We start from the raw sequence: 21,792 nt of genomic DNA, 5'->3' as shown, positions 1-21,792 counted from the left end.
CCCATGCGTTTCACCATCACCCATCCGATGCACAGCCATCCGTACAACCCGGAGCTGGCCAGTGGAGACGGCATCGCGACGGTGGCGGCCGCCGCGGAAGCGGCGGGGTATCACGGGTTCGGCTTCACCGACCACCCGGCGCCGTCGCAGCGCTGGCTGGAGGCCGGCGGCCACGATGCCCTGGATCCCTTTGTGGCACTGGGTTTCGCGGCCGCCCACACCAGCGCGCTGCGTCTGATCCCCAACATCGTGGTGCTGCCGTATCGAAACCCTTTCGTGGTGGCCAAGTCCGGCGCGACGCTGGATCTGCTGTCCGGCGGTCGGTTCACACTGGCGGTGGGCGTGGGTTATCTCAAGCGGGAATTCGCGGCCCTGGGTGTGGATTACGACGAGCGGGCCGAGCTGTTCGACGAGGCGCTGCAGGTGATCCGGGCGGTGTGGACCGGCGACGATATCTCCTTTGCGGGCAAGCATTTCAGCGCCCGCGGCATCACCGCGCATCCGCGGCCGGTGAGTCAGCCGCATCCACCGATCTGGGTCGGCGGCAACACCGGCGCCGCCCGTCAGCGGGTGGCCGACTACGGCGACGGATGGTGTCCGTTCGCGGCACCCGCGGGCCTGGCCAAGACCGCGGGCACCGCGGTGCTGGACTCGCTGGACAAGCTCGCCGCCGGCATCGATGACCTGCGGCGTCGCTGCGATGCGGCGGGTCGGGACTGGTCGGGGATCGACATCACGTTCACCAATTTCGAGGGCGGCAGCCCGGCGAGCGACGACTTCAACGCCGACGCCTACCTGGCCGGCCTGGAGAAGTTGGCGTCGCTGGGGGTGACGTGGGTGGCCGCGTCGTTGCCGGGCGACAGCATCGCGCACGCGCTGGAGACCGTCGACCGGTTCCGGGCTCTCGTTCTCGACGTGGTTTAGATGGACTTCTCGGAGGTCGAACTCTCGGCCGAGGACAAGGAATTTCAGGATCGCACCCGCGCGTTCGTGACCACACACGTCACCGACGAGGTACGCCGTCGCGACCGGGAGTCCGGCGAAAACTTCGACGAGGGAGTGCATTTGGCGCTCGGTGCCGCGGACTACCTGGCCGCGGACTGGAAGCTCGAGTCCGAGGGTGGATTCACTGCGGTGCGGCGCAGGATCTTCGAACTCGAGATCGCCCGAGCCCACACGCCGTGGTACCACTGGGGCACCACGTCCGTCGTCGCGCGGCTGGTGCGGCAATTCGGCAAGCCGGAACTGAGCGACCGGGTCCTGCCGGGCGTGCTGTCGGGCCACATCAGGCTCTGTCTGGGCTACACCGAACCCGAAGGCGGCTCCGACGTCGCCACCTGCAAGACGCGTGCGGCGCGCGACGGGGATGGCTGGATCATCAACGGCTCCAAGATGTTCACGTCTAACGCGCAGAACGCCGCGTACGTCTTCCTGCTCACCAACACCGACTCGCGGGGACGTAAACACCGCAACCTCACCATGTTTCTGGTGCCGCTGGATTCGCCGGGGGTCGAGATCCAGCCGATCCGTACGCTGGACGGCGACCGCACCAACATCGTCTACTACAGCGATGTGCGCGTCGACGATCTGTATCGGATCGGTGAGGTCAATGGCGGTTGGACCGTGATGCGCGCGGCGCTGGATTCCGAACACGGCATCGTCGAAGCGCAAGATCACGGCCTGCAGAACATTGCGGCGATGTCGGGCCACGGGATGCTGATAGCCGAGGGGGTCGATAAGGTCGCGGGCCTTGCCGACGTCGGTGACGACTCGGTGAAGTATCGACTGGGCCGCAGCGTCGCGCGGATGGAGGCCGCGCTGTCCACCCCGGGCATGTACGGGCGCGTCGCGATGGCGCAGGCCACCCGCGACATCTCCGCGGACCTGATGGACATCCTCGGCGCCGCGTCCGCCCTGCCCGCCGACACCGAAGGCTTTGCCGACGACGGCGCGGCGGAGTATCTGTTCCGGTTGGCGCTGCCGATGGGGATCTACGGCGGCACCCTGGAGGTGTTCCGCAACATGATCGCCCAGCACGAGCTGGGCCTGGGGCGGCCTAGCAGCTACGGGGGCTGACCGGCAGGTCGGCCAGCACGTCGGCCCTGGTGCCGTCGAAGCTCAGAAACCCTTTGATGGCAAGGCTTTCCGGAAGCGGGTCCGGATAGCTCCAGGCCACGTCCTCGATGACGGCGTCGCCCAGGACCGCCGACCAGTACGTCGCGACGCCCTTGTAATTGCAGTAGCTTGTCGTGTCGGACTTGCGTAGCAGGTCGGTGCGGACGTGCGCCGGATCGACGTAAAGCCTTGGCTGTAAGGCAGTTTCGAAGAGGATCACCGTATCGTCCGTGTCCACCAGCACGGTATCGGCGACGCTGACGCGCAGCCGTCGCTGGGTGGGCCGGCAGTCCACCCGATGGTAGGGGTTGGGCGGGTAGTGGACCAGGGTGCGGCCCTCTTCCAGCCAGGTGTCGACGGCATCCCACGGCACGTGGACGAAGCCGGGTGCCTCCGGCTCGGGCGTCGTTGGCAGCTCGTGGATTTCGTCTGCCGGGAAGACATAGCTGAGCGGGCGGCCCTGCCGGTGCACCATCAGCGCACGTTCGGTGTCGATCACCAATTGGCCGTTCCGATAGGCCATGATGCGGCGCGGATGCGGCTCGACGTAGACGAGGCTGCCCGGGATCGGCGGGCAGAACCGCCCGGCGGGATCGTTGCTCAGTGGTCCGCGGCCAGCTACCAGACTCATGTCTTGCCCAGTGTAAGTGCCATTTGAAGTAGTCGACTACCTAAGCCCGTCCCGTCGCTTCGGACCATGCTTGGGTCCATGTCGTATGTGATCGCAGGACCGCAGTTGATGACTGCGGCGGCTTCGGATTTGGTGGGTATCGAGTCGGCGCTCAGCGCAGCCCACGCGGCGGCGGCGTTCTCGACGACCCAGGTGCTGGCGGCGGCGGCGGACGAGGTATCGGCGGGCCTTGCATCGCTCTTTTCCGACCACGGCGTGCAGTTTCAGGCACTCAAGGCCGAAGCGGCGGCGTTCCACGACCGCTTTGTGCAGGCGTTGACCGGTGCGGGCAGCGCGTACGCGGCGGCCGAGGCGGCGAACGCCGCGCCGCTGGCGGGCTTGGCGGACCTGTTGTCGCCGGTGAAGCTGGTGACGGGGCGCCCGATGTTCGGGAATGGCACCGATGGGGCGGCGGGCAGCGGTGCCCCCGGGGGAAATGCCGGGTGGCTCATCGGCAACGGCGGAAACGGCGGGTCCGGGGCGGCCGGAAAGGACGGCGGCAGAGGCGGGAACGCGGGGTTGTTCGGCAACGGCGGTCGGGGCGGCGACGGCGGTGCCGGGACCGCGGGTAACGCGGCCACCGGCACCCCGGGCGGTCGCGGCGGTAACGGCGGCACCGGCGGCAGCGGCGGGTCGATAAGCGGCAACGGCGGCGCTGGCGGCAACGGCGGCAACGGCGGCAGCACCAACTTCAAGGGCAGCGGCGCCATCACCGGCGTCGGCGGCACCGGCGGCAACGGGGGCACCGGAGGGGCCGGCACCAACGGAGGCAACGGCGGAAACGGTGGAAATGGCGGCAACGCCTACGTCGAGTCAACCACCTCGGCCGCCGCCAGTGCAGGCGGTGGCGGCGGTGGTGGCCAGGGCGGTAATAGCACCGGCGGAGGCCACGGCGGGATCGGCGGGACCGGCGGCAGCGGCGGCACCGCAGGAACCTTCGCGAACGGCACGGGGAGCGGCGCCGGCGGCTTCGACAACCTGCGCGGCGGCGCGGGCGGCGCCGGCGGCGGGCCGGTCGGCGCCCACGGTGGTCCCGGCGGCGGGGGTGGCGGCGGCACGGCCGCAATCGTCGGCCACACCGCGGCCGTTGGCGCCAATGGCGTCGCGGGCGCCGGGAACAGCATCGGGACCGGCGGCGGCCTCGGCGGATTCGGCGGGTCCGCCTCGGGAAGCGTTTCCGGCGTCTTCGCCTCCGGTGGTGGGGGCGGCGGTGGTGGCGGCGGCGTCCTCGCCGGCAGTGGTGGCAGCGGTGGTGGCGGCGGCGTCCTCGGCGGCGGCGGAGCCGGCGGCACCGCAAGCCATGCGGGCAACCCCGGCGGTGCGTTCATCCAGAGCAACGGCGCGGCCACCGCCGGGCAGGGCGGTACCGCCGGTGTGGGTGGCGGAGGCGGCGGTGGCAGCGGCAACGGCATCGGCCAGGGCGCAATCGGCAAAGGCGGCAAAGGTGGCGATGGCGGCAATGGCGTTGATAGCGGCCAAGGTGGAAATGGTCCCTAGCTTGGCACCGATGTCCTGATACACCACAGCCCCAGTTCTGTATCAGGACATCAGTGACGGTTTGTGTATAACGCGCCACGCCCTAAGCCCGTTCGACCAGGCAGTCCTTGGTGGGCCGTTCAGTGCGTGGTCTTGTCGGAGGTCTTGTCGGAGGGACGATCTATACTCGAACACATGTTCGAAGAATTCGAGGATCTCGAACCATCCGCCCTGGTAGAGGTGGTGGAGTCGGCGTGTCGGCAGGAGTCCGCGTTGGTCGCGCGGCGGTTGGCGGCGGTGGCGGCCTTGTTGCAGCATCGGCTGGAGGCGGGGTGCGAGCGCGCCGAGCAGGGGTTTGCGGTGCTGGATCCATTTATCCAGACCGCGGCGGAGGTGGCTGCGGCGTTGAATCTGCCGCCGGCGGCGGCCAGTTATGTGGTCGGGGATGCCGAGGCGTTGGATACGCGGTTGCCGAAGGTGGCGGCGTTGCTGGCTGAGGGCCGGGTGGATTGGCGCACGGTGCGGATGATCATCGCGCGCACTGAACTGGTGACCCAGGACAAGATCGCGGCCTTGGATGAGTCGCTGGCGGTGCGGATCGGGCACTGGCGCGGGTGGTCGCGGCGCCGGGTGCTCAACGCGGTGGGTGCCGCGGTGCGCGCGGCGGATCCGGACGCCGTCCGGGAGCGCCGGGATCAGCGTGAGGACAAGCGCCGTCTCGATGTCACCCCGGGTGAGGACGGGATGGCGGCGGTGTCGGGAACGGTGGGAGCGGCGGCCGCGGCCGCGTTCGACCAGCGTCTGTCGCAGCTGGCGACGGGGGTGTGTGCGAGTGATCCGCGCACGCTGGATCAGCGGCGCGCGGATGCGTTGGGCGCCTTGGTCGCCGGTAGCGTGCTGACGTGCGGTTGCGGGCGTTCGGACTGCGCCATCCGCGCCGGCGACAGCGGGCGTGGTTCGGTTGCGGTGGTGATCAATGTGGTGGCCACCGAGCAGACCGTCTACGGGGACAGTGATCGGCCGGGGTATCTGGACGGCTACGGGGTGATCGACGCCGAGCAGGTCCGCGCCCTGGCCGAGCAGGCGTGGCTGCGGTCAACGGACCCATCATCCAGCGCGGCCGAAGCGTTGCGGTATCAGCCGGGCGCGGCGCTGGCGCGCGCGGTGCGCTGCCGGGATCTGACGTGCCGGTTCCCGGGGTGTCACCGCCGGGCCTGGGTGTGCGACCTTGACCACACCGTCCCCTTCAGCCACGCCGACCCCGCCACCGGTGGGCACACGGTCATCGACAACCTGAAATGCCTTTGCCGGCTGCATCATCGTCTGAAAACCTTCGGCGGCTGGCGCGATCGACAGCTCGCCGACGGCACGGTGGTCTGGACCAGCCCGGCGGGCCGGGAGTACCGCACCTTCCCCGCCGGTTTGGACTTGTTCCCGCCGCCGCGGGCCCCGGCGTGTGCGGCCCCGATGCCAGCGGACCGGCGCAGCCGCAGCAAACGGCGCGCCGCGCGCAACGCTGCCGCGCGCCGCCACAACCGCGCCCAGCGCCCCGTCAACGAGGCTCGCCGCGAACTCGAACGGGCTCGCAAACAAGAAGTCTCTGACCGCAAATGGCGAAACCACATGCGCGACATGCTGTTCCTGTTCAAAGGCACGTCCAGCACCAGCCCATGGGCCACCTGGATCAACGAACCCCGCGAACCCGAAGAACTTCCCCCGGACTGGCAACCTGAGATAGCTCCGCAGGAACCGGTGCCCGATGAGCCCCCGTTCTGACCTGGCCGGCCTAGTCGCCGGTGCGGGTAAATGTCTGGTCGAAGGCCTGGCTTCGGCATTTCGTCCCAGGCGCGGCTTTGACATAGCCGTGCCCGGTGAGCTGCGGGATGGGATTCTGCGGCGGCTGGGGCAGCGGCAAGGTCGCAGTGAACGTGGCGACGAAGGTGCCGCCCAGCGAGCAGGCGGTCTCGAAATCCTCGCTGCGCGTCCATGTCCCATTCGCAAAGACGAACGTCTGCAATCCGGTGCTCATCGGCGGGTGGAACGGGCTGACACATCGGTCGCCGGCGCGCAGACAGTCGGTGTGAACGACCAGATGCTCCGGGGGGCTCGACTGACCGTTGGCGAAAGTCGCCTGACCGTCATAGCTACCGCGGAGCGCTCCCGCGGGGGACGCCACGCGGGCGGGCAACCTGGCCGGATCGGGCAGCTGCGAGAGATCGGTGTCCGCGGCGCGGGTGAGGGTTACGGTCCGCTTGAACTCGCATCCGTTTGTCGTGACGTCCGTCCATTCACCCGATGCGGTCCCGTCGGCCTGGGGCTGCACCGAGACGACGCTCCACGCCTCGACGTCGTCGTGGTCTTTGCATTTCCGTCGGGAAGTGGTGACGGCGAGCCAGCGATCCCCGACCTTGTCGAACACCAGCTCCTTCGCCGGAAACCGGCCGCCGCTCACCGCGGAGGCGACGCAGCCGTTGGCGCCGCACGCCGAGCGCAGGCGCCAGGTCTCCGAGAATGCCGCCGAGTCGGCGTCATCGAGCAGGGGCGACCCGATCCACTTCGTCTTCTGGCCCGCGGCGACGGTGAACGTTCCCGTGAAGGGTCCGGTGGCCGACGGTGCTGTCGGCGCCCCCGAATCCCGGTCGCTCGCAAGGGCAAGCGCTGCGACGACGGCCACGACGACGGCCGCCGCGCCGATGCTCGAAAACGCGATGACCCGCCGTTTGCGCTCTGGCTTGGGAACGGTTGGCGAGTCGCCGAGCGCGGCGCGGGCGGCGTGGGCCAGCTCGCGGGTGGTGGCGTAGCGCTCGTCGGGGTTCTTGGCCATTCCCCGGGAGATGACCGCATCCAGGGCGGCGGGCACGTCCGGACGGGAAACGCGTGGCGGTGGCAACGTCATGTGGCCGCCGATCTGCTGCTCCAGGCTGTCGCGGCCGAAAGGCGGTGCACCCGTGAGGCATTCGTAGAGCACGCACGCCAGCGCGTAGACGTCGGCCCGCGCGTCGGTCTGGCCGGCGGTGATGCGTTCGGGCGCCATGTAGGCCCAGGTCCCGATCACACCGGAACCACTGGTCAGGCCGGTTTCGCCGACAACGCGCGCGATCCCGAAGTCGATCAGGTAGGAGAAGTCGTCTTCGCTGACGAGGATGTTGGACGGCTTGACGTCGCGGTGGATCAGGTTGATCTCATGCGCGGCGTGCAACGCCGAGGCGATCTGGTCGACGATCCCGACGGCGCGCGCCGGGTCCATCGGACCGTCGCCGAGGATGCCGTGCAGATCGCGGCCCTGGATCAACCGCATCGTGACGAAGAGCCGGCCGTCGATCACACCGAAGTCGTAGATCGGCACGACATGCGGCTCGTCAAGGCCGGCAGCGGATTTGGCCTCGCGGCGGAAGCGTTGCTGGAACGTGGCGTCGTCGGCGTACTCGGTGGGCAGCACCTTCAGCGCCACGACCCGTTCGGTGACGGTGTCGAACGCCCGCCACACCTCGCCCATACCCCCGCGGCCCAGCAGATCCTGCAACCGGTAGCGGCCAAACGGCGTCCCGTCCATGACTAGTCCCCGGTGCGGGTGAACGTCTCGTCGAAGGCCTGACTGCCGCATTTCGTGGGGTTCGCCGACGGATGGTCGACGAAACCGTGCCCGGCGAGCGACCCGATCGGGTTCTGCGGCGGCTGCGGCAGTGGCAGCGTGGTGATGAACGTGACGAGGCTGCTGCCGCCCAGCGCGCAGGGGCTGTCGTACAGCTGGTTGCGCTTCCATTCCCCCGCTGCGAACACGAACATCTGGCCGCTGTCTTCGGCGGGAATGTAGAACGGGCTCACGCAGCGGTCGCCGGTGCGCAGGCAGTGGGTCTGCACCGTATAGCGCGACCCGTCCTTATCGCCGTTCGCGTAGACCATCTGCCCCTGGTAACTGCCGCGCAGCGCTTCCGCGGGCGACACCACGCGGGCCGGCAACTTGGCCGGATCGGGCAGCTGCGAGACGTCGGCGTCCGCGGTGCGGGTGAAGGTTGCGGTCCGTTTGCCGGCGCACCCGTTCGCTGTGAATGTTGCCGTTTCACCCGAGAAGCTGCCGTCGGGCTGTGGCTGCAGCCGGATCACGTTCCAGGCCTCGTCGTCGGCGCGGTCGCCGCATTTCAGTTGTGAAGTCGCGACGGCGAGCCACGCGTCGCCGACCCTGTCGAACACCAGCTCCTTCGCCAGGTACCGGCCGCCGCTCACCGCCGTGGCCACGCAGCCGTTGGCGCCGCACGTGGAACGCATACGCCACGCCTCGGTGTACGCCTCCGTTTTCGGACTCACCGGCGCGGCGGTTCCGTTGCGCGCGGTCGTGGGACCAAGGGCCACGGTGAAGGTTCCCGTGAGTGGGCCGGGCAGCGCGGGGACAGTGACGGTCGTGGAGGTCACCGACGGCGCGGCGTGATGTTCGCTGGGCTTCGACAAGGCGAGCGCTGCGACGACGGCCACGACGACGGCGGCGACCCCGATGCTCGACAGTGCGATGACCTGGCGTTTGCGGGACGGCCGGGGCGCGGGCGCCATCCGGCCGGCGGTGTTGGGCCCCGTCGGCGATTCGCCGACGGCGGCTCGGGCGGCGCGGGCCAGTTCGCGGGTGGTGGGGTAGCGCTCGTCGGGATTTTCGGCCATGCCCTTGGCGATGACGGCGGCCAGTGCGGCGGGCGGGGCGTCGGTGAGGCAGTCGTGGAGCACGCGGGCCAGCGCGTAGACATCCGCCCGCGCGTCGGTCTGCCCGGCATCCGTCTGGCCGAGGATGCGCGCGATGCCGAAGTCGATCAGGTAGGCGAAGTCGTCCTTGCCGACCAGGATGTTGGACGGCTTGACGTCGCGATGGATCAGGTCGACGCGGTGTGCGGCGTGCAGCGCGGAGGCGATCTGGTCGACGATCCCGACGGCGCGCGCCGGATCCATCGGCCCGCCGTCAGTGAGGATGGCGTGCAGGTCGCGGCCCTGGATCAGCCGCGTCGTGACGAACAGCCGGCCGTCGATCTCGCCGAAGTCATAGATCGGCACGACGTGCGGCTCGTCAAGCGCCGCAGCGGCTTTGGCCTCGCGGCGGAAGCGCTCCTGAAACGACGCGTCGTCGGCGTAGTCGGCGGGCAGGACCCTCAGCGCCACGACGCGCTCGGTGACGGTGTCGAAGGCCCGCCAGACCTCCCCCATCCCGCCGCGGCCGAGCAGCTCCTGCAACCGGTAGCGCCCGAACGGCGTCCCCTCCTGCATGTTCCCTCCCCAGGGTGATCTAGTCGCCGGCGCGCGTCGCCGTCTGGTCGTAAGCCTCGCCATGGCACTTCGTCCCTGGACTGGCCTCCGTGTAGCCGTGCCCGGTGAGCAGCGGGATGGGATTCTGCGCCGACTGGGGAAGCGTCAACGTGCCCGTCTGGGTGTCGTGGAAAGTGCCGCCCGACGGGCATTTGTTGTCGAACTCCTGGTTGCGGGTCCAGGTCCCATTCACGAAGACGAACACCTGCCGCCCGTCGGTCTGCGGGTTGTAGAGCAGGCTCACGCATCGGTCGCCGGCGTGCAGGCAGTCGGTGCGCACGCCGAAGCGCTCGTTGCGGCTTTTGGTCCCGTCGGCGTAGGCCGCCTGCAAGTCATAGCTGCCGCGGAACCCTTCCGCCGGGGACACCACGCGGGCCGGCACTTTGGCCGGGTCGGACAGCTGCGCGACGTCGGCGTCCGCGGTGCGGGTCAAGGTCACGGTGCGGGTATTGGTGCATCCGTTCGCGGTGACCTGTGTCGCTTCGCCCGACAAGCCCCCGCCGGGCTGCGGCTGCAGCCGGATCACGTTCCAGGCCTCGTCGTCGTCGCGTCCGCCGCAGGTGCGTCTCGACGTGCTGACGGCGAGCCAGCCATCGCCCACCTTGTCGAACACCAGGTCCTTGACGGGGTACGCACCACCGGTCGATGCGGTGGCGACGCATCCATTGGCGCCGCACGCCGAGCGCAGGCGCCACGGCTCGGAGAAGGCCGCCTCGTCGGCGTCGCCGATCACCGGCTTGCCGTTCGGTTTCGTCTTCAGGCCCATGGCCGCGGTGAAGGTTCCCGTGAGCGGTCCGGTGTTGGCGAGCGCGGCCGGGGCGGCGGGCGCAGAGCTAACGGCGCCGTGCCCGCCGGAGCTGGACAGGGCGAACCCCGCGACGACGGCCGCGACGACGACAGCGGCGCCGATGCCCGACAGGGCAAGGACCCGGCCCCGGCGGGATGCCTTGGGGGCGGACGGCGTCGGGGCGGGCGGCGGTCGGAAGGCCACCGTGCGGGCGGCGACGGTGTTCGGGCCGGTCGGTGGTTCGCCGAGAGCGGCCCGGGCGGCGCGGGCCAGCTCGCGGGTGGTGGCGTAGCGCTCGTCAGGGTTCTTCGCCATGCCCTTGGCGATCACGGCATCCAGCGCGACGGGAACGCTCGGCCGGGCGACACGCGGCGGCGGCAGCGACATGTGGCCGCCGATCTGCTGCTCCATGCTGTCGCGGCCGAAAGGCGGCGTGCCGACCAGGCATTCGTAGAGCACGCAGGCCAGCGCGTAGATGTCGGCCCGCGCGTCGGTCTGTCCGGCGGTGATGCGTTCGGGGGCCATGTAGGCCCAGGTGCCGATCACGTTGGAGGTGCCCGTCAGGCTCGTCTGGCCGAGGACGCGGGCGATGCCGAAGTCGATCAGGTAGGCGAAGTCGTCGTTGCCGACCAGGATGTTGGACGGCTTGACGTCGCGATGGATCAGGTTGACGCGGTGGGCGGCGTCCAGCGCCGCGGCGATCTGGTCGACGATCGCCACCGCGCGCGCCGGGTCCATCGGCCCGTCGGTGAGGATGGCGTGCAGGTCGCGGCCCTGGATCAGCCGCATGGTGACGAACAGCCGCCCGTCGATCTCGCCGAAGTCGTAGATCGGCACGACGTGCGGCTCGTCGATGCCGGCGGCGGCCTTGGCCTCCCGGCGGAAGCGTTCCTGGAACGTGGCGTCGTCGGCGAACTGGGTGGGCAGGACCTTCAGCGCCACGACGCGCTCGGTGACGGTGTCGAACGCGCGCCAGACTTCGCCCATGCCGCCGCGGCCAAGCAGATCCTGCAACCGGTACCGCCCGAACGGCGTCCCCTCCATGTCCCCCCCAGCAGCAACGTCCTCGCGCAACGATTAACGCACATCGAGCAAACACCCGCGGCGTGGACGGCCAAATTGCGGCGATGAACGGCGATGAACACCGCCGGCGCTTGGAAGCTTCGCGCGGTTTAGGGTGCCAGGCATGGCCGGACCGGTAGAGGGCATCAGGGTCGTCGAGCTCGGAGTCTGGGTGGCGGGACCAGCCGCGGCCGGCATCCTGGCTGACTGGGGCGCCGACGTCGTCAAGATCGAGCCGCCGCGCGGCGATCCTGGGCGGATGTTCGGCCGGATGCTGGGCTGCGACCTGGGGGTGAACCCGCCCTTCGAGATGGACAACCGCTCCAAGCGCAGCATCGTGCTGGACCTCACCACCGAAGACGGCCGCGACACGGCCTTCGAATTGCTCAGCGACGCGGACGTTTTCGTCACCAATGTGCGGCCCGGGGCGCTGCGGCGCCTCGGGCTTGACTACGAAGCGGTGGCCGCGCGCAACCCCCGGCTGGTCTACGGGCTGATCACGGGCTACGGCGAAACCGGGCCCGACGCGGACCGGGCGGCCTACGACGTGGCGGCGTTCTGGTCGCGCGCCGGGGTCGCCCATCTGCTGACCCGGCCCGGGGACACGCCGCCGTTCCAGCGCGGCGGCATGGGCGACCACTCGGCCGGCATGACCCTGGCCGCGGCGGTCTGCGCGGCGCTGCTGGCCCGCGAGCGGACGGGTGCGGGCCAAATGGTCACCACGTCGCTGTACCGCCAGGGCGCCTACACCGTGAGCTTCGACCTCAACACCTACCTGCTCACCGGCCAGCAGATCGCGATCGGGCAGCGGGAGTCGATGGGCAACCCGTGCATGAACAACTACACCGCCGGCGATGGGCGGCGCTTCTGGATCGTCGGGCTCGAGATCGACCGGCACTGGCCCGCGCTGTGCCGGGCCGTCGGCCGGCCGGAGTGGCTGACCGACCCGCAGTACAGCGACGCGCGGTCCCGGGCCGCCAACGCAGGGCAGTTGATCGCCGCGCTGGACGAGATCTTCGCGACCAAGCCGCTGGACGAATGGGCGCAGGCGTTCGCGGCCGAACCCGACTTCTTCTGGTCACCCGTCAACACCCTCGAGGACGTGCTGGCCGACGAGCAGTTCCACGTCGCCGGCGGGGTGGTACAGGTCCCAGACGCGCACGGCACCAGCCCAATGGTCGCAACACCTGCGGATTTCCACGGCACACCGTGGGCGCCGCGTTCCGCGGCACCGGAACTCGGGCAGCACACCGCCGAAGTTCTTGCCGAACTCGAGGCGCGCCGCGGGTCCTGACCGCCCTGGCGCACCTTTACAATATTCCTCTAAAGTGTCACGCTGTCCGGTGAGCCGCATCGCCCCACAGCCCTGAGGAATGGATGGATGGTCACTCAACCCTTCGACATCGGCGACTACCGAAAGGCGCGGCGTTCTAGCGGTCCACGCGCGGACGCGGCGAGCCTGCGCTACCGCCTGGACGTCGTCGCGGCCGGCGCGGACGACGCCGTGCGGGCGGCCGGGGGATGGATGTACGACCGGGTGGCGGCCGGCTGGGAGGTGACCGTGCTGCTGCCGGCGGGATGCGACACGCGGCCGCTGCAGATCCTCGGGGTGAATGTCGTGGACCTGGACGACGGCTACACCCGTCCGCTGAGCCAGGGCCTGGCGGTCGGCGCCGGGGTGTTCGCCGCGGACCCGCGGGTGCGGGCCAAGGTGCTCAAGGCCCTGGACCACCGGTTGACCGAGGTCGCGCTGTGGGGCGACGGGTGGTCGCTGCCCAGCCGCGGCATGACCAGGGTGCAGCACGTGCTCAGCGCGGCCGCGCGGGTGTTCAAGGGCCACGCGCTGGCGGCGGCCGGGATCAATTGCGGCGCAGTCGATGCCACCGAGGCGCTGCTGTGTGACATGGCCAGCGGCCTGGCGGTCGACTCGGAGCTGATCCGGCTCGGCTAGCAGACAAGGACTCGGCGAGAGATGAAGACCTACCACCGCCACACGCTGCTGTACCTGCACGAGACGATCGACCTGGGATCGGGCCGCAGCGAGCAGTTCACAGAGGCATTCACCGACATCTACCGGCCGATGATGGACGAGCTCGGTGCGCGGTTGTTCGCGATCTGGGAAGGCACGCTCTACAACGGGCATTGGCCGCAGGTGACGATCATCTGGGAGATCGACGGGTTCTCCGACTACGCCCGGATCGGGGCCGCGCAGGCCCGCGGCGGCAGCCATGAGGCCGCGGCCGGGAAGTGGTCGGCGTACCTGGCCGACACCGGCGCGTCGGGCGAGGGCCGCATCATGTACGCCGGGCCCAGCAACAAGACGCTGGCGCAACTGCGGGACGCCAATTTCACTGCACCGCTGGTGATTCAGGAGATCATGCAGACCAAGCCGGGCCGCCAGGACGACTACATCCGCGAGCTGGAGCGGCTCTACGTCCCGTGGTCGGAGCGCACGGGCAAACGCTGGCTGGGTTCGTTCACCACGACGTTCCGGTTCAACGAGGTCATCCACTACTGGGCACTGGACGGCGGGTGGGAATGCTTCGCCAACCACTACCCGTCGTGGAAGGAGAGCCCGCCCGCCGAGATCGTGACCTGGATGAGCGTGGCGCCGGCGCTGCGTGACGGTTGGGAAGACTCGATCCTGCAGGCCCTACCGCCGTCGCCGCTGCAGTGACCGGCGATTTCCGCTACGACCCGTTCGACGCGGCCGTGATGGCAAACCCGTTGCCGTACTACAAGATCCTGCGCGACGAGCACCCGGTCTACTACCTGCCGCAGTGGGACACCTTCGCCCTGTCCCGGTTCGAGGACATCTGGCGGGTGCTGGAGGTCGACGACGGGACGTTCGTCGCGTCGGAGGGGACGCTGCCCCCGGCGTCGGTGTTGGCCAGGCACAACACCGGTCCGGTCCAGGACCCGCCGCTGCACCCGCTGCCGTTTCACGCGGTCTACGACGCCGACCTGTACGGCGAGATCCGCCGCGCGCATTCGCAGCCGCTGCGGCCCCGCGGGGTCGCCGGGCTGGAGGCCCGCATCCGCGAGCTGGCCAACGAACGGCTCGACGTACTCCTGCCGCAGGGCTCGTTCGACCTGACCCAGGACTACGGCGGAATCGTCGCCGCGTCGATGGTGTGTGAACTACTCGGACTGGCAACCGATCTCGCGCCGCAGGTGCTGGCCGCCGTGAACGCCGGCAGCCTCGCCGAGCCCGGCGCGGGCGTCGACACCGCGGAAGCCCGGCCGAACTACCTGGAGTTCCTGATACCCGTTGTCCAGCGCCGCCGGGCGGACCGGTCGGCGGGTACGCTCCCGGTTGTCGACGGCCTGCTCGGCTATCGACTGCCCGACGGCACCGACCTCGACGATGTGGAGGTCGCCACCCAGATGCTGTGCATCTTCATCGGCGGGACGGAGACTGTGCCCAAGATCGTCGCGCACGGGCTGTGGGAACTCGGCAAGCGGCCCGAGCAACTCGCGGCGGTGCGCGCCGACCCGGCCGCCAACGTCCCCGTCGCCCGCGAGGAGATGTTCCGCTTCTGCGCACCGGCGCAGTGGTTCGCGCGAACGGCCCGCAAGCCGTTCAGGATTCACGACCAGACGATCGAGCCCGGCCAGCGGGTGATCACGCTGCTGGCGTCCGCCAACCGCGACGAGCGGGAATTCCCCGAGCCCGACGAGTTCGTCTGGGACCGGCCCATCCGTCGTTCCCTGGCGTTCGGCCGCGGCCAGCACTTCTGCCTGGGCTACCACCTGGCTCGGCTGGAAGTCGCGGTTCTGCTGCAGGAATGGCTGCGCCGCGTTCCGGACTTCGCGATCGACGGCGAGCAGGCCACCCGGCTACCGTCCAGCTTCCAGTGGGGCTGGAACAAGATCCCGGTGCAGGTGTGACGTGTGGTCCTACCGGCTCGTCGCGCCCTACCTGTTCGAACGGACCCAGATACCCGACAAGACCGCCGACGACCTCGCGGACAACCAGGTGCTGCTGCGGTTTTCGGCGGCCGGCGTGTGCGGCAGCGATCTGCCGGCCTTCCGCGGCGCGCGGGGGCGGCTGTCCGGCGACGACGGCCGCAGCGCGGCGGAGAAGGACGGCTTTCCCGTCCACGAAGTGGCCGGCGAGGTGATCGCGAGCCGGCACGACCGGCACCGCCCGGGCGACCGCGTGGTCGGCTGGGCCTCCGGATTCGACGGCCTGATGGAACGGGTCGTCAGCGACGGCGACGGGCTGGCGCCGTATGACCCGTCGCTGACCCCGGCGCAGGCGGTCGGCCTGCAACCGCTGGCGTGCGTCCTGTACGCCTGCGAACAGCTACCCGATCTGGCGGGCCGGCACGTGGCGATCATCGGCCAGGGCTCGATCGGCCTGCTGTTCTCCTACGTCGCCAAGGCCGCCGGCGCCCGGCGGGTCACCGGCGTCGACCCCCTCGACCGGGCCACGGTGGCAACGACTTTCGGCGTCGATGACGCCGTGCGCGCGACCAGCGACCGCTGGGTGAGTCAGCTCGCGCCGGCCGATCGCGCCGACGTCGTCATCGAGGCCGTCGGTCACCAGGTGGCCACCCTCGGCCACGCCGTCGCGGCCGCCGCCCCCGGCGGCACCGTCTTCTACTTCGGCGTTGCCGACGACGAGGCCTATCCGATTAATATGCGCATGATGCTGCGCAACAACCTGACGCTGAAATCCGGTGTGACGCTTGACCGGCGTCGGGTGCTCGAGCTTGCCGGCAAGTTCGCCGCCGAGCATCCCGCCCTGCTGCCGACGTACCTGACGCACACGTTCGGCGTTGCCGACGTCCAGGCCGCCTTCGATCTCGCGTCCCGGCCGGACCCCGGGCGCGTCAAGATCGCGATCGAACATGACTGAGGAATTCGCCAGCAACCTGCAGCGGGCGCTGGCCGGGAAGACCCCGCTGTACGGCGGCTGGATCACCGGCCCGACGCTGCTCGGTCCCCAGGAATTCGCCCGCGCCGGTTACGACTACGTGGGCTTCGACGCCCAGCACGGCTACCTCGACGACGCCGACATCGCCGGGATGCTGCGGCACCTCGAACCGCTGTCGATCGGCACCGTGGTGCGCCTGCCCGACGCCGGCCCGGCCCCGATCGGCCGGGTGCTGGACGCCGGCGCGGACGCCGTCGTCATCGCCATGATCGAGTCCGCCGACCAAGCCGCCGCGGCGGTGGCCGCCACCCGCTACCCGCCGCTGGGCATCCGCAGCTTCGGGCCGCTGCGCGCCAGCCTGGGCCACGACGCCGCGGCGCTGGAGGCGCGGGCGAGCGTGTTCGCGATGATCGAGACCGCGGCGGCGCTGTCCGATCTCGACGCGATCTGCGCCGTCGACGGGCTGACGGGAATCTACATCGGGCCGGCCGATCTGGCCATCTCGATGGGCTTCGACGCCGTCGGCGCGACCAGCAAGCCGGAGGTGCTCGGCACGATCGTGCGCATCCATCGCACCGCCACCGACGCGGGCCTGGTCACCGGCATCCATGCCGGCGAGGGCAGAGCCGGCCATGCCATGGGGCAGTTGGGGTTTCGGATGGTCACCCTGAGCGCCGAGGCGCAGGCGCTGCGGCGCGGGGCGACGGAGATCCTGCGCGAAGCGAACGCGCAGTGAGCGACTCCGGCGCTCAGATCCGCGAGCTGATCGCGGGTTACGCGCTCGCCCTGGATGCCGGCGAGACGGAGGCATGCGTGCGACTGTTCGCCGCCGACGGCGAATTCGTGGTCTATGGACGCACTTTCGCCGGCCATGACGCCATCGGCACAATGTTTCGGGAGGCGCCGCACGGCCTGCACATGACCGGGGTTTCGCGCGTCGACGTCGACGGCGACACCGCGACGGCCCGGTCGCAGGTGCTGTTCGTCAGGGCCGGCAGCCTGCAACTGCGGCCCGCCCTGTACGACGACGAGCTGGTCCGCGAGGGCGGCCGCTGGCTGTTCCGGCGCCGTCGGTGCCGGTTCGTCACCACGCACGGCCTGTCCGACGCCCCTGAGGTCCCGTGAACATGACCACTCCACGCGTCGCACTGGTGACCGGGGCAGCCGGCGGGCAGGGCTTCGCCATCGCCAAACGGCTTCGCGCACGGGGATATAGCGTGGCGGCCTGCGACAGGCGCGCCGAAGACCTGAGCGCCGCGGTCGACGGACTCGGCGACGACGGGGTGCTGGGGATCGGCCTCGACGTGACCTCGGCGGCCGACTGGGCTGCCGCCGTCGCCGGTGTCGTCGAGCGCTTCGGGGCGCTGACCGCGTTGGTCAACAACGCCGGCGTGCTGCACCGCGCCACGCTGGCCGACGAGACCGCCGAAGACTTCGAAAACGCCTGGCGGGTCAACTGTCTGGGCGCTTTCCTCGGCATGCGGGCGGCACTCGACCGGCTGCGCGAGGCGGAAAACGCGTCGATCGTCAACATCTGCAGCACGGGGGCCATCCGCCCGTTCCCAGAGCACTGCGCCTACGGCTCCTCGAAGTGGGCACTGCGCGGCCTGACCCAGACCGCGGCGGCCGAACTCGCGCCGTCGGGCATCCGGGTCAACGCCGTGTTCCCCGGTCCGATCGCGACCGCGATGCTCGACGACGCGACCCAGGCGGCGCTGGTCGCGCGGTCGACGTTCGGACGGCTCGGCCGCCCCACCGAAATCGCCGACGCCGTCGCCTTTCTGGTCTCCGAGGAGGCGTCGTTCATCACCGGCTCGGAACTCGTCGTCGACGGCGGCCAGTGCCTACAGATCAGGTGACCCAGCCGCCGCCTCTGCAGGCCGCGGACCGGCTCGACCCGGTGCTGCGCGCGGTCGCCGTCAACCGCACCGTCTTCACCGCCGAGGCGATCCCGCTGGTGCGCCAGTCGATGAACGAGCGCCGACGCCTCGCGGCTCGCCCGGAAGGCGCCGCGGCGGGGGTGACCGTGGAACACGCGCGGGCCGACGGCGACGTGCCGGTGCGCATCTACCGGGCGGGCGCGGCACCCTCGCCGGTGGTCCTCTATTGCCACGCTGGCGGTTTCGCGCTGGGTGACCTCGAGACCGATCACCGGCAGTGTCTGGAACTGGCGGGCCGCGCGGGGTGCGCGGTGGTGTCGGTGGACTACCGGCTGGCGCCGGAGCACCCCTATCCCGCCGCGCTGGACGACGCGATCGTCGCGCTGCGATGGGTGGTCGACAATGCGGCGCAACTAGGTTTGGACCCCGCCCGGCTGGCCGTCGCGGGCAGCAGCGCCGGCGCCACGCTGGCGGCCTGCCTGGCGCAGCGGTCACGCGACGGATCGTTGCCGCCGTTGGTGTTTCAGCTGCTGCACCAGCCGGTGCTGGACGACCGGCCCACCGCCTCCGCGACCGAATTTCGCGCGACACCGGCGTTCGACGGCGAGGCGGCCGAGGAGATGTGGTGCCACTACCTGGCCGGCCAAACCCCGTCGCCGCAGGCGGTGCCCGCGCGGCGAAGCGACCTGAGCGGGCTACCGCCGGCGCTGATCACCTGCGCCGAGGTCGATCCGTTCCGCGACGAGGCCGTCGAATACGCGCTGCGACTGCTGCGCGCCGGCGTGCCCGCCGAGCTGCACGTGTTCCCCGGCGTCTGCCACGGATTTGATTCGCTGCTACCCGATTGGTCGGTGTCGCAACGCCTTTTCGCGCTGCAGGCCGACGCGCTGGCGCGCGCGCTCAGAACCGGATGAGCTGACGCACGGCGGTGCCGTCGGCCAGGTGATCCATCGCCTCGTTGATGTCGTCCAGCCGAATCGTCGAGGACACCAGCGCCTCGACCGGCAGTCGGCCCGCCTGCCACAGCGCCACGAACCGCGGGATGTCGCGGCTGGGCACCGCGGAGCCCAGGTAACTGCCGATCAGCGACCGTCCCTCGGCGACAAATCCCAACGGCGACACGCTGATCCGGGCCGTCGGCGGCGGCAGGCCCACGGTGATGGTGCGGCCGCCGGGGGCGGTCAGCGCGATCGACGTCTCCAGCGCGGCGGGGTGGCCCACGGCCTCGACCACCACGGCGGCCTTGACACCCGCGTCGGTGGCCTGTTGCGGCGTATACGTCTCGTGCGCCCCCAACCGCGCTGCGGCCGCGAGCTTTTCAGGCAGCTGGTCGACGGCGACCACGCGGACGCCGTCGTAGGTGAGCGCGGTGAGCACGGCGGCCATCCCGACGCCTCCGAGGCCGACGACGGCCACGGTCTGGCCCGGCCGGGGGTCGCCGACGTTGAGCACCGCGCCGCCGCCGGTCAGCACGGCACATCCGAGCAGGGCCGCCACCTCGGGGGGCACGTCGGGCGGCACGGGCACCGCGCTGGCCCGGTTGACCACGGCATGCGTGGCGAAACCCGAGACGCCGAGATGGTGATAGACCGGCCCGCCGGAGCGCAGCAGTCGGATGCCGCCGCCCAACAGCGTGCCGGCGGCGTTCGCGGCGCTGCCCGGTTCGCACGGCGTCAGGCCCTGCGTCGCGCACGCCGCACAGTGTTCGCACCGCGGCAGGAACACCAACACCACCCGCTGTCCGACGGCCAGGTCGCCGACACCGGAACCGACCGCCTCGACGATGCCGGCCGCCTCGTGGCCGAGCAGCATCGGCACCGGCCGCACCCGGTTGCCGTCGACCACCGACAGGTCGGAGTGGCAGACGCTGGCGGCCTCGATCCGGACCAGGACCTCGTCGCTGCCCGGGTCGTCCAGTTCGAGATCGACCACGCCGATCGGTCGCGACTGCGCGTACGGCCGCGGCGAACCAATCCGCTCCAGTACCGCGCCCCGAATGTGAAACATGTTGGAATACAACCATGGCTACGCCGCCACAGGACAACCTCACCAGCGCAGACTTCCCGGTGCTGTGGCCGGTGACCACCCGGTGGGCCGACAACGACATGTTCGGCCACCTCAACAACGCCGTGTACTACCAGCTGTTCGACACGGCGATCAACGCGTGGATCAACACCACCACCGGGCTGGACCCGCTCGCCACGCCCGCGCTGGGCATCGTCGCCGAATCCGGCTGCCGCTACTTCTCGGAGCTGCATTTCCCGCAGGGCCTGCTGGTGGGCCTGGCGGTGACCCGGCTGGGCCGCAGCAGCGTCACCTACCGGCTCGGAGTCTTCCGGGACGGACCCGACGCCGAGCCCCGGCCGATCACGGCGCTGGGCCGCTGGGTGCACGTCTACGTCGACCGGGTCACCCGCAAGTCGGTCCCGATCCCCGACGCCGTCCGAGCCCTGTTGGAGACGGCTCAGGTGAGCGAACCGAGCCAATAGCTATGCTTCGCCAATGCCAGTTTTGAGCAAGACCACCGAGGTCGATGCCGACGCCGCATCGATCATGGCCATCGTGGCCGACTTCGAGGCGTACCCCCAGTGGAACGAAAGCATCAAAGGCGTTTGGGTACTTGCCCGCTACGACGACGGGCGGCCCAGCCAGTTGCGGCTGGACACCGAGGTTTCCGGCTTCCCGGGCACCTATATACAGGCCGTCTACTACCCGGGCGACAACCAGATTCAAACCGTGATGCAGCAGGGGGATCTGTTCCTCAAGCAGGAGCAACTGTTCAGCGTGGTCGAGGCAGGGGAAAAGTCGCTGCTGACCGTCGACCTCGACGTCGAGCCCAGCATGCCCGTGCCCGCGCCGATGGTGAAGATGATGCTCGGCAACGTGCTCGACGCCCTGGCGGAGAACCTGAGGAAGCGCGCCGAGCACCTGTCGGCCGGCTAGGCGAAGATTCCCGCCCGCTCCAGCGTCTCCTTCAGCCGGCGTGCCCCGTCGGTGAACTGCCAGACGGTGTGCTCGATCACCGCGGGCGTGTCCCGTCGGCGCAGGGCGGCGATCAGCTGCCGGTGGTTGTCCACCGCCGCCGCGCCCCACTGCGGGTCCGAGGCATACACCAGCACGGGCATGTAGCGGGCGGCGTTGAGCAGGAACCAGGCCAACTTGATGCGGCCGCTGGCCTGGTTGAACACCCGGTGAAACGCGAACTCCAGCCCGGCGATCGTGTCGGCGTCGCCGGAGCCCACCGCCCCCTCGAGCGCGGAGTTCATCCGGTCGAGCTCGTCGATCTCGCTGTCCGTGATGCGGGTCGTGGCGGCCGCGGCCACCTCGCGGGCGATGGTGGCCTGCAACCAGAAGATGTCGTCGACGTCCTGGCGGGTCAGCGGGACCACGACGTGGCCGCGGTGCGGCTCCAGCTGCACCATGCCCTCGCCGCGCAGTTTCAGCAGCGCCTCGCGCACCGGGGTGATGCTCACCCCGAGTTCGGCCGCCGTGTCGTCGAGGCGGATGAAGGTCCCCGGCCGCAGCTTCCCCGACATGATGGCCGCCCGCAGGTGGCCCGCGACCTCGTCGGACAGCTGTGCCCGGCGCAGTGGGCGCCGGCCGCGCGACCGAGCTGAGAGAGGTGCGTTCACGTCGG

General features: G+C 70.2%; 21 protein-coding genes. 15 read left to right on the top strand and 6 right to left on the bottom strand.

Annotation, left to right across the window (positions count from 1 at the left end; all coding sequences use genetic code 11):
* Window positions 1–3: 3 nt before the first annotated feature.
* Window positions 4–924: an LLM class F420-dependent oxidoreductase gene (locus AC5Y5V_RS17265; RefSeq protein WP_499937621.1), complete on the top strand. Its 921-nt coding sequence runs from the start codon at window positions 4–6 to the stop codon at window positions 922–924.
* Window positions 925–2,076 (top strand): acyl-CoA dehydrogenase family protein, encoded by a 1,152-nt coding sequence (locus AC5Y5V_RS17260; protein ID WP_499937619.1) that lies wholly within the window; start codon window positions 925–927, stop codon window positions 2,074–2,076.
* On the opposite strand, the gene AC5Y5V_RS17255 is transcribed toward AC5Y5V_RS17260, so the two are convergent.
* Complete coding sequence (locus AC5Y5V_RS17255) at window positions 2,057–2,746, bottom strand: DUF427 domain-containing protein (protein ID WP_499937617.1); 690 nt, start codon at window positions 2,744–2,746, stop codon at window positions 2,057–2,059. The two genes, AC5Y5V_RS17260 and AC5Y5V_RS17255, sit on opposite strands and share 20 nt — an antisense overlap.
* A gap of 78 nt (window positions 2,747–2,824) precedes the next feature.
* Here AC5Y5V_RS17255 and AC5Y5V_RS17250 point away from each other — a divergent pair, with 78 nt between their 5' ends.
* Both AC5Y5V_RS17250 and AC5Y5V_RS17245 read left to right on the top strand, forming a co-directional pair.
* Complete coding sequence (locus tag AC5Y5V_RS17250) at window positions 2,825–4,282, top strand: PE family protein (protein ID WP_499937615.1); 1,458 nt, start codon at window positions 2,825–2,827, stop codon at window positions 4,280–4,282.
* A gap of 174 nt (window positions 4,283–4,456) precedes the next feature.
* Entirely contained in the window at window positions 4,457–6,037 is a 1,581-nt protein-coding gene (locus AC5Y5V_RS17245; RefSeq protein ID WP_499937613.1) for an HNH endonuclease signature motif containing protein, read from the top strand.
* A 10-nt stretch (window positions 6,038–6,047) separates the two neighbouring features.
* Here AC5Y5V_RS17245 and AC5Y5V_RS17240 read toward each other — a convergent pair whose 3' ends face one another.
* The 3 genes from AC5Y5V_RS17240 to AC5Y5V_RS17230 are packed head-to-tail and all read right to left on the bottom strand — an operon-like array spanning window position 6,048 to window position 11,375.
* Window positions 6,048–7,814 (bottom strand): serine/threonine-protein kinase, encoded by a 1,767-nt coding sequence (locus AC5Y5V_RS17240; protein ID WP_499937611.1) that lies wholly within the window; start codon window positions 7,812–7,814, stop codon window positions 6,048–6,050.
* Window positions 7,815–7,816: 2 nt separating this feature from the next.
* Window positions 7,817–9,505: a protein kinase domain-containing protein gene (locus AC5Y5V_RS17235; RefSeq protein ID WP_499937609.1), complete on the bottom strand. Its 1,689-nt coding sequence runs from the start codon at window positions 9,503–9,505 to the stop codon at window positions 7,817–7,819.
* Between the two features lie 19 nt (window positions 9,506–9,524).
* Window positions 9,525–11,375, bottom strand: a complete 1,851-nt coding sequence (locus AC5Y5V_RS17230; protein WP_499937607.1) for a serine/threonine-protein kinase — start codon at window positions 11,373–11,375, stop codon at window positions 9,525–9,527.
* A gap of 142 nt (window positions 11,376–11,517) precedes the next feature.
* Between AC5Y5V_RS17230 and AC5Y5V_RS17225 the strand changes: the two genes are divergently transcribed.
* From AC5Y5V_RS17225 to AC5Y5V_RS17185, 9 genes are all read left to right on the top strand, one after another.
* Window positions 11,518–12,687: a CoA transferase gene (locus AC5Y5V_RS17225; RefSeq protein WP_499937605.1), complete on the top strand. Its 1,170-nt coding sequence runs from the start codon at window positions 11,518–11,520 to the stop codon at window positions 12,685–12,687.
* 87 nt (window positions 12,688–12,774) lie between these two features.
* Window positions 12,775–13,344 (top strand): hypothetical protein, encoded by a 570-nt coding sequence (locus AC5Y5V_RS17220; RefSeq protein ID WP_499937603.1) that lies wholly within the window; start codon window positions 12,775–12,777, stop codon window positions 13,342–13,344.
* A gap of 21 nt (window positions 13,345–13,365) precedes the next feature.
* Window positions 13,366–14,070: an NIPSNAP family protein gene (locus AC5Y5V_RS17215; RefSeq protein ID WP_499937601.1), complete on the top strand. Its 705-nt coding sequence runs from the start codon at window positions 13,366–13,368 to the stop codon at window positions 14,068–14,070.
* Between the two features lie 38 nt (window positions 14,071–14,108).
* Window positions 14,109–15,284: a cytochrome P450 gene (locus AC5Y5V_RS17210; RefSeq protein ID WP_499937717.1), complete on the top strand. Its 1,176-nt coding sequence runs from the start codon at window positions 14,109–14,111 to the stop codon at window positions 15,282–15,284.
* Window position 15,285: 1 nt separating this feature from the next.
* The gene (locus AC5Y5V_RS17205) at window positions 15,286–16,257 is read left to right on the top strand and encodes a zinc-binding dehydrogenase (RefSeq protein ID WP_499937599.1); all 972 of its coding nucleotides are present in this window, start codon (window positions 15,286–15,288) and stop codon (window positions 16,255–16,257) included.
* Window positions 16,250–17,011, top strand: coding sequence for an HpcH/HpaI aldolase family protein (locus AC5Y5V_RS17200; protein WP_499937596.1), 762 nt, complete (start codon window positions 16,250–16,252; stop codon window positions 17,009–17,011). Before AC5Y5V_RS17205 ends, AC5Y5V_RS17200 begins: the two co-directional genes overlap by 8 nt.
* Window positions 17,008–17,400, top strand: a complete 393-nt coding sequence (locus tag AC5Y5V_RS17195) for a nuclear transport factor 2 family protein (protein WP_499937594.1) — start codon at window positions 17,008–17,010, stop codon at window positions 17,398–17,400. Before AC5Y5V_RS17200 ends, AC5Y5V_RS17195 begins: the two co-directional genes overlap by 4 nt.
* Before the next feature lie 2 nt (window positions 17,401–17,402).
* Window positions 17,403–18,134, top strand: a complete 732-nt coding sequence (locus AC5Y5V_RS17190; protein WP_499937592.1) for an SDR family NAD(P)-dependent oxidoreductase — start codon at window positions 17,403–17,405, stop codon at window positions 18,132–18,134.
* A complete protein-coding gene (locus AC5Y5V_RS17185) occupies window positions 18,131–19,069 on the top strand; it encodes an alpha/beta hydrolase (protein WP_499937715.1) in 939 nt (312 codons plus the stop codon). The genes AC5Y5V_RS17190 and AC5Y5V_RS17185 overlap by 4 nt, the downstream gene beginning before the upstream one ends.
* On the opposite strand, the gene AC5Y5V_RS17180 is transcribed toward AC5Y5V_RS17185, so the two are convergent.
* On the bottom strand, window positions 19,056–20,162 hold the full coding sequence (locus AC5Y5V_RS17180; protein WP_499937589.1) for an alcohol dehydrogenase catalytic domain-containing protein: 1,107 nt from the start codon (window positions 20,160–20,162) through the stop codon (window positions 19,056–19,058). The genes AC5Y5V_RS17185 and AC5Y5V_RS17180 overlap by 14 nt on opposite strands.
* Window positions 20,163–20,176: 14 nt before the next feature.
* Here AC5Y5V_RS17180 and AC5Y5V_RS17175 point away from each other — a divergent pair, with 14 nt between their 5' ends.
* Both AC5Y5V_RS17175 and AC5Y5V_RS17170 read left to right on the top strand, forming a co-directional pair.
* Window positions 20,177–20,644, top strand: a complete 468-nt coding sequence (locus tag AC5Y5V_RS17175) for an acyl-CoA thioesterase (RefSeq protein ID WP_499937586.1) — start codon at window positions 20,177–20,179, stop codon at window positions 20,642–20,644.
* Window positions 20,645–20,657: 13 nt separating this feature from the next.
* Window positions 20,658–21,098: an SRPBCC family protein gene (locus AC5Y5V_RS17170; RefSeq protein ID WP_499937582.1), complete on the top strand. Its 441-nt coding sequence runs from the start codon at window positions 20,658–20,660 to the stop codon at window positions 21,096–21,098.
* On the opposite strand, the gene AC5Y5V_RS17165 is transcribed toward AC5Y5V_RS17170, so the two are convergent.
* Window positions 21,095–21,787: a GntR family transcriptional regulator gene (locus tag AC5Y5V_RS17165; RefSeq protein ID WP_499937580.1), complete on the bottom strand. Its 693-nt coding sequence runs from the start codon at window positions 21,785–21,787 to the stop codon at window positions 21,095–21,097. The two genes, AC5Y5V_RS17170 and AC5Y5V_RS17165, sit on opposite strands and share 4 nt — an antisense overlap.
* Window positions 21,788–21,792: the final 5 nt, after the last annotated feature.

The organism is Mycobacterium sp. NGS68, from assembly GCF_059812195.1.
Note: the sequence above shows the minus strand (reverse complement) of the source record. Positions and strands in the feature narration are given on the sequence as shown.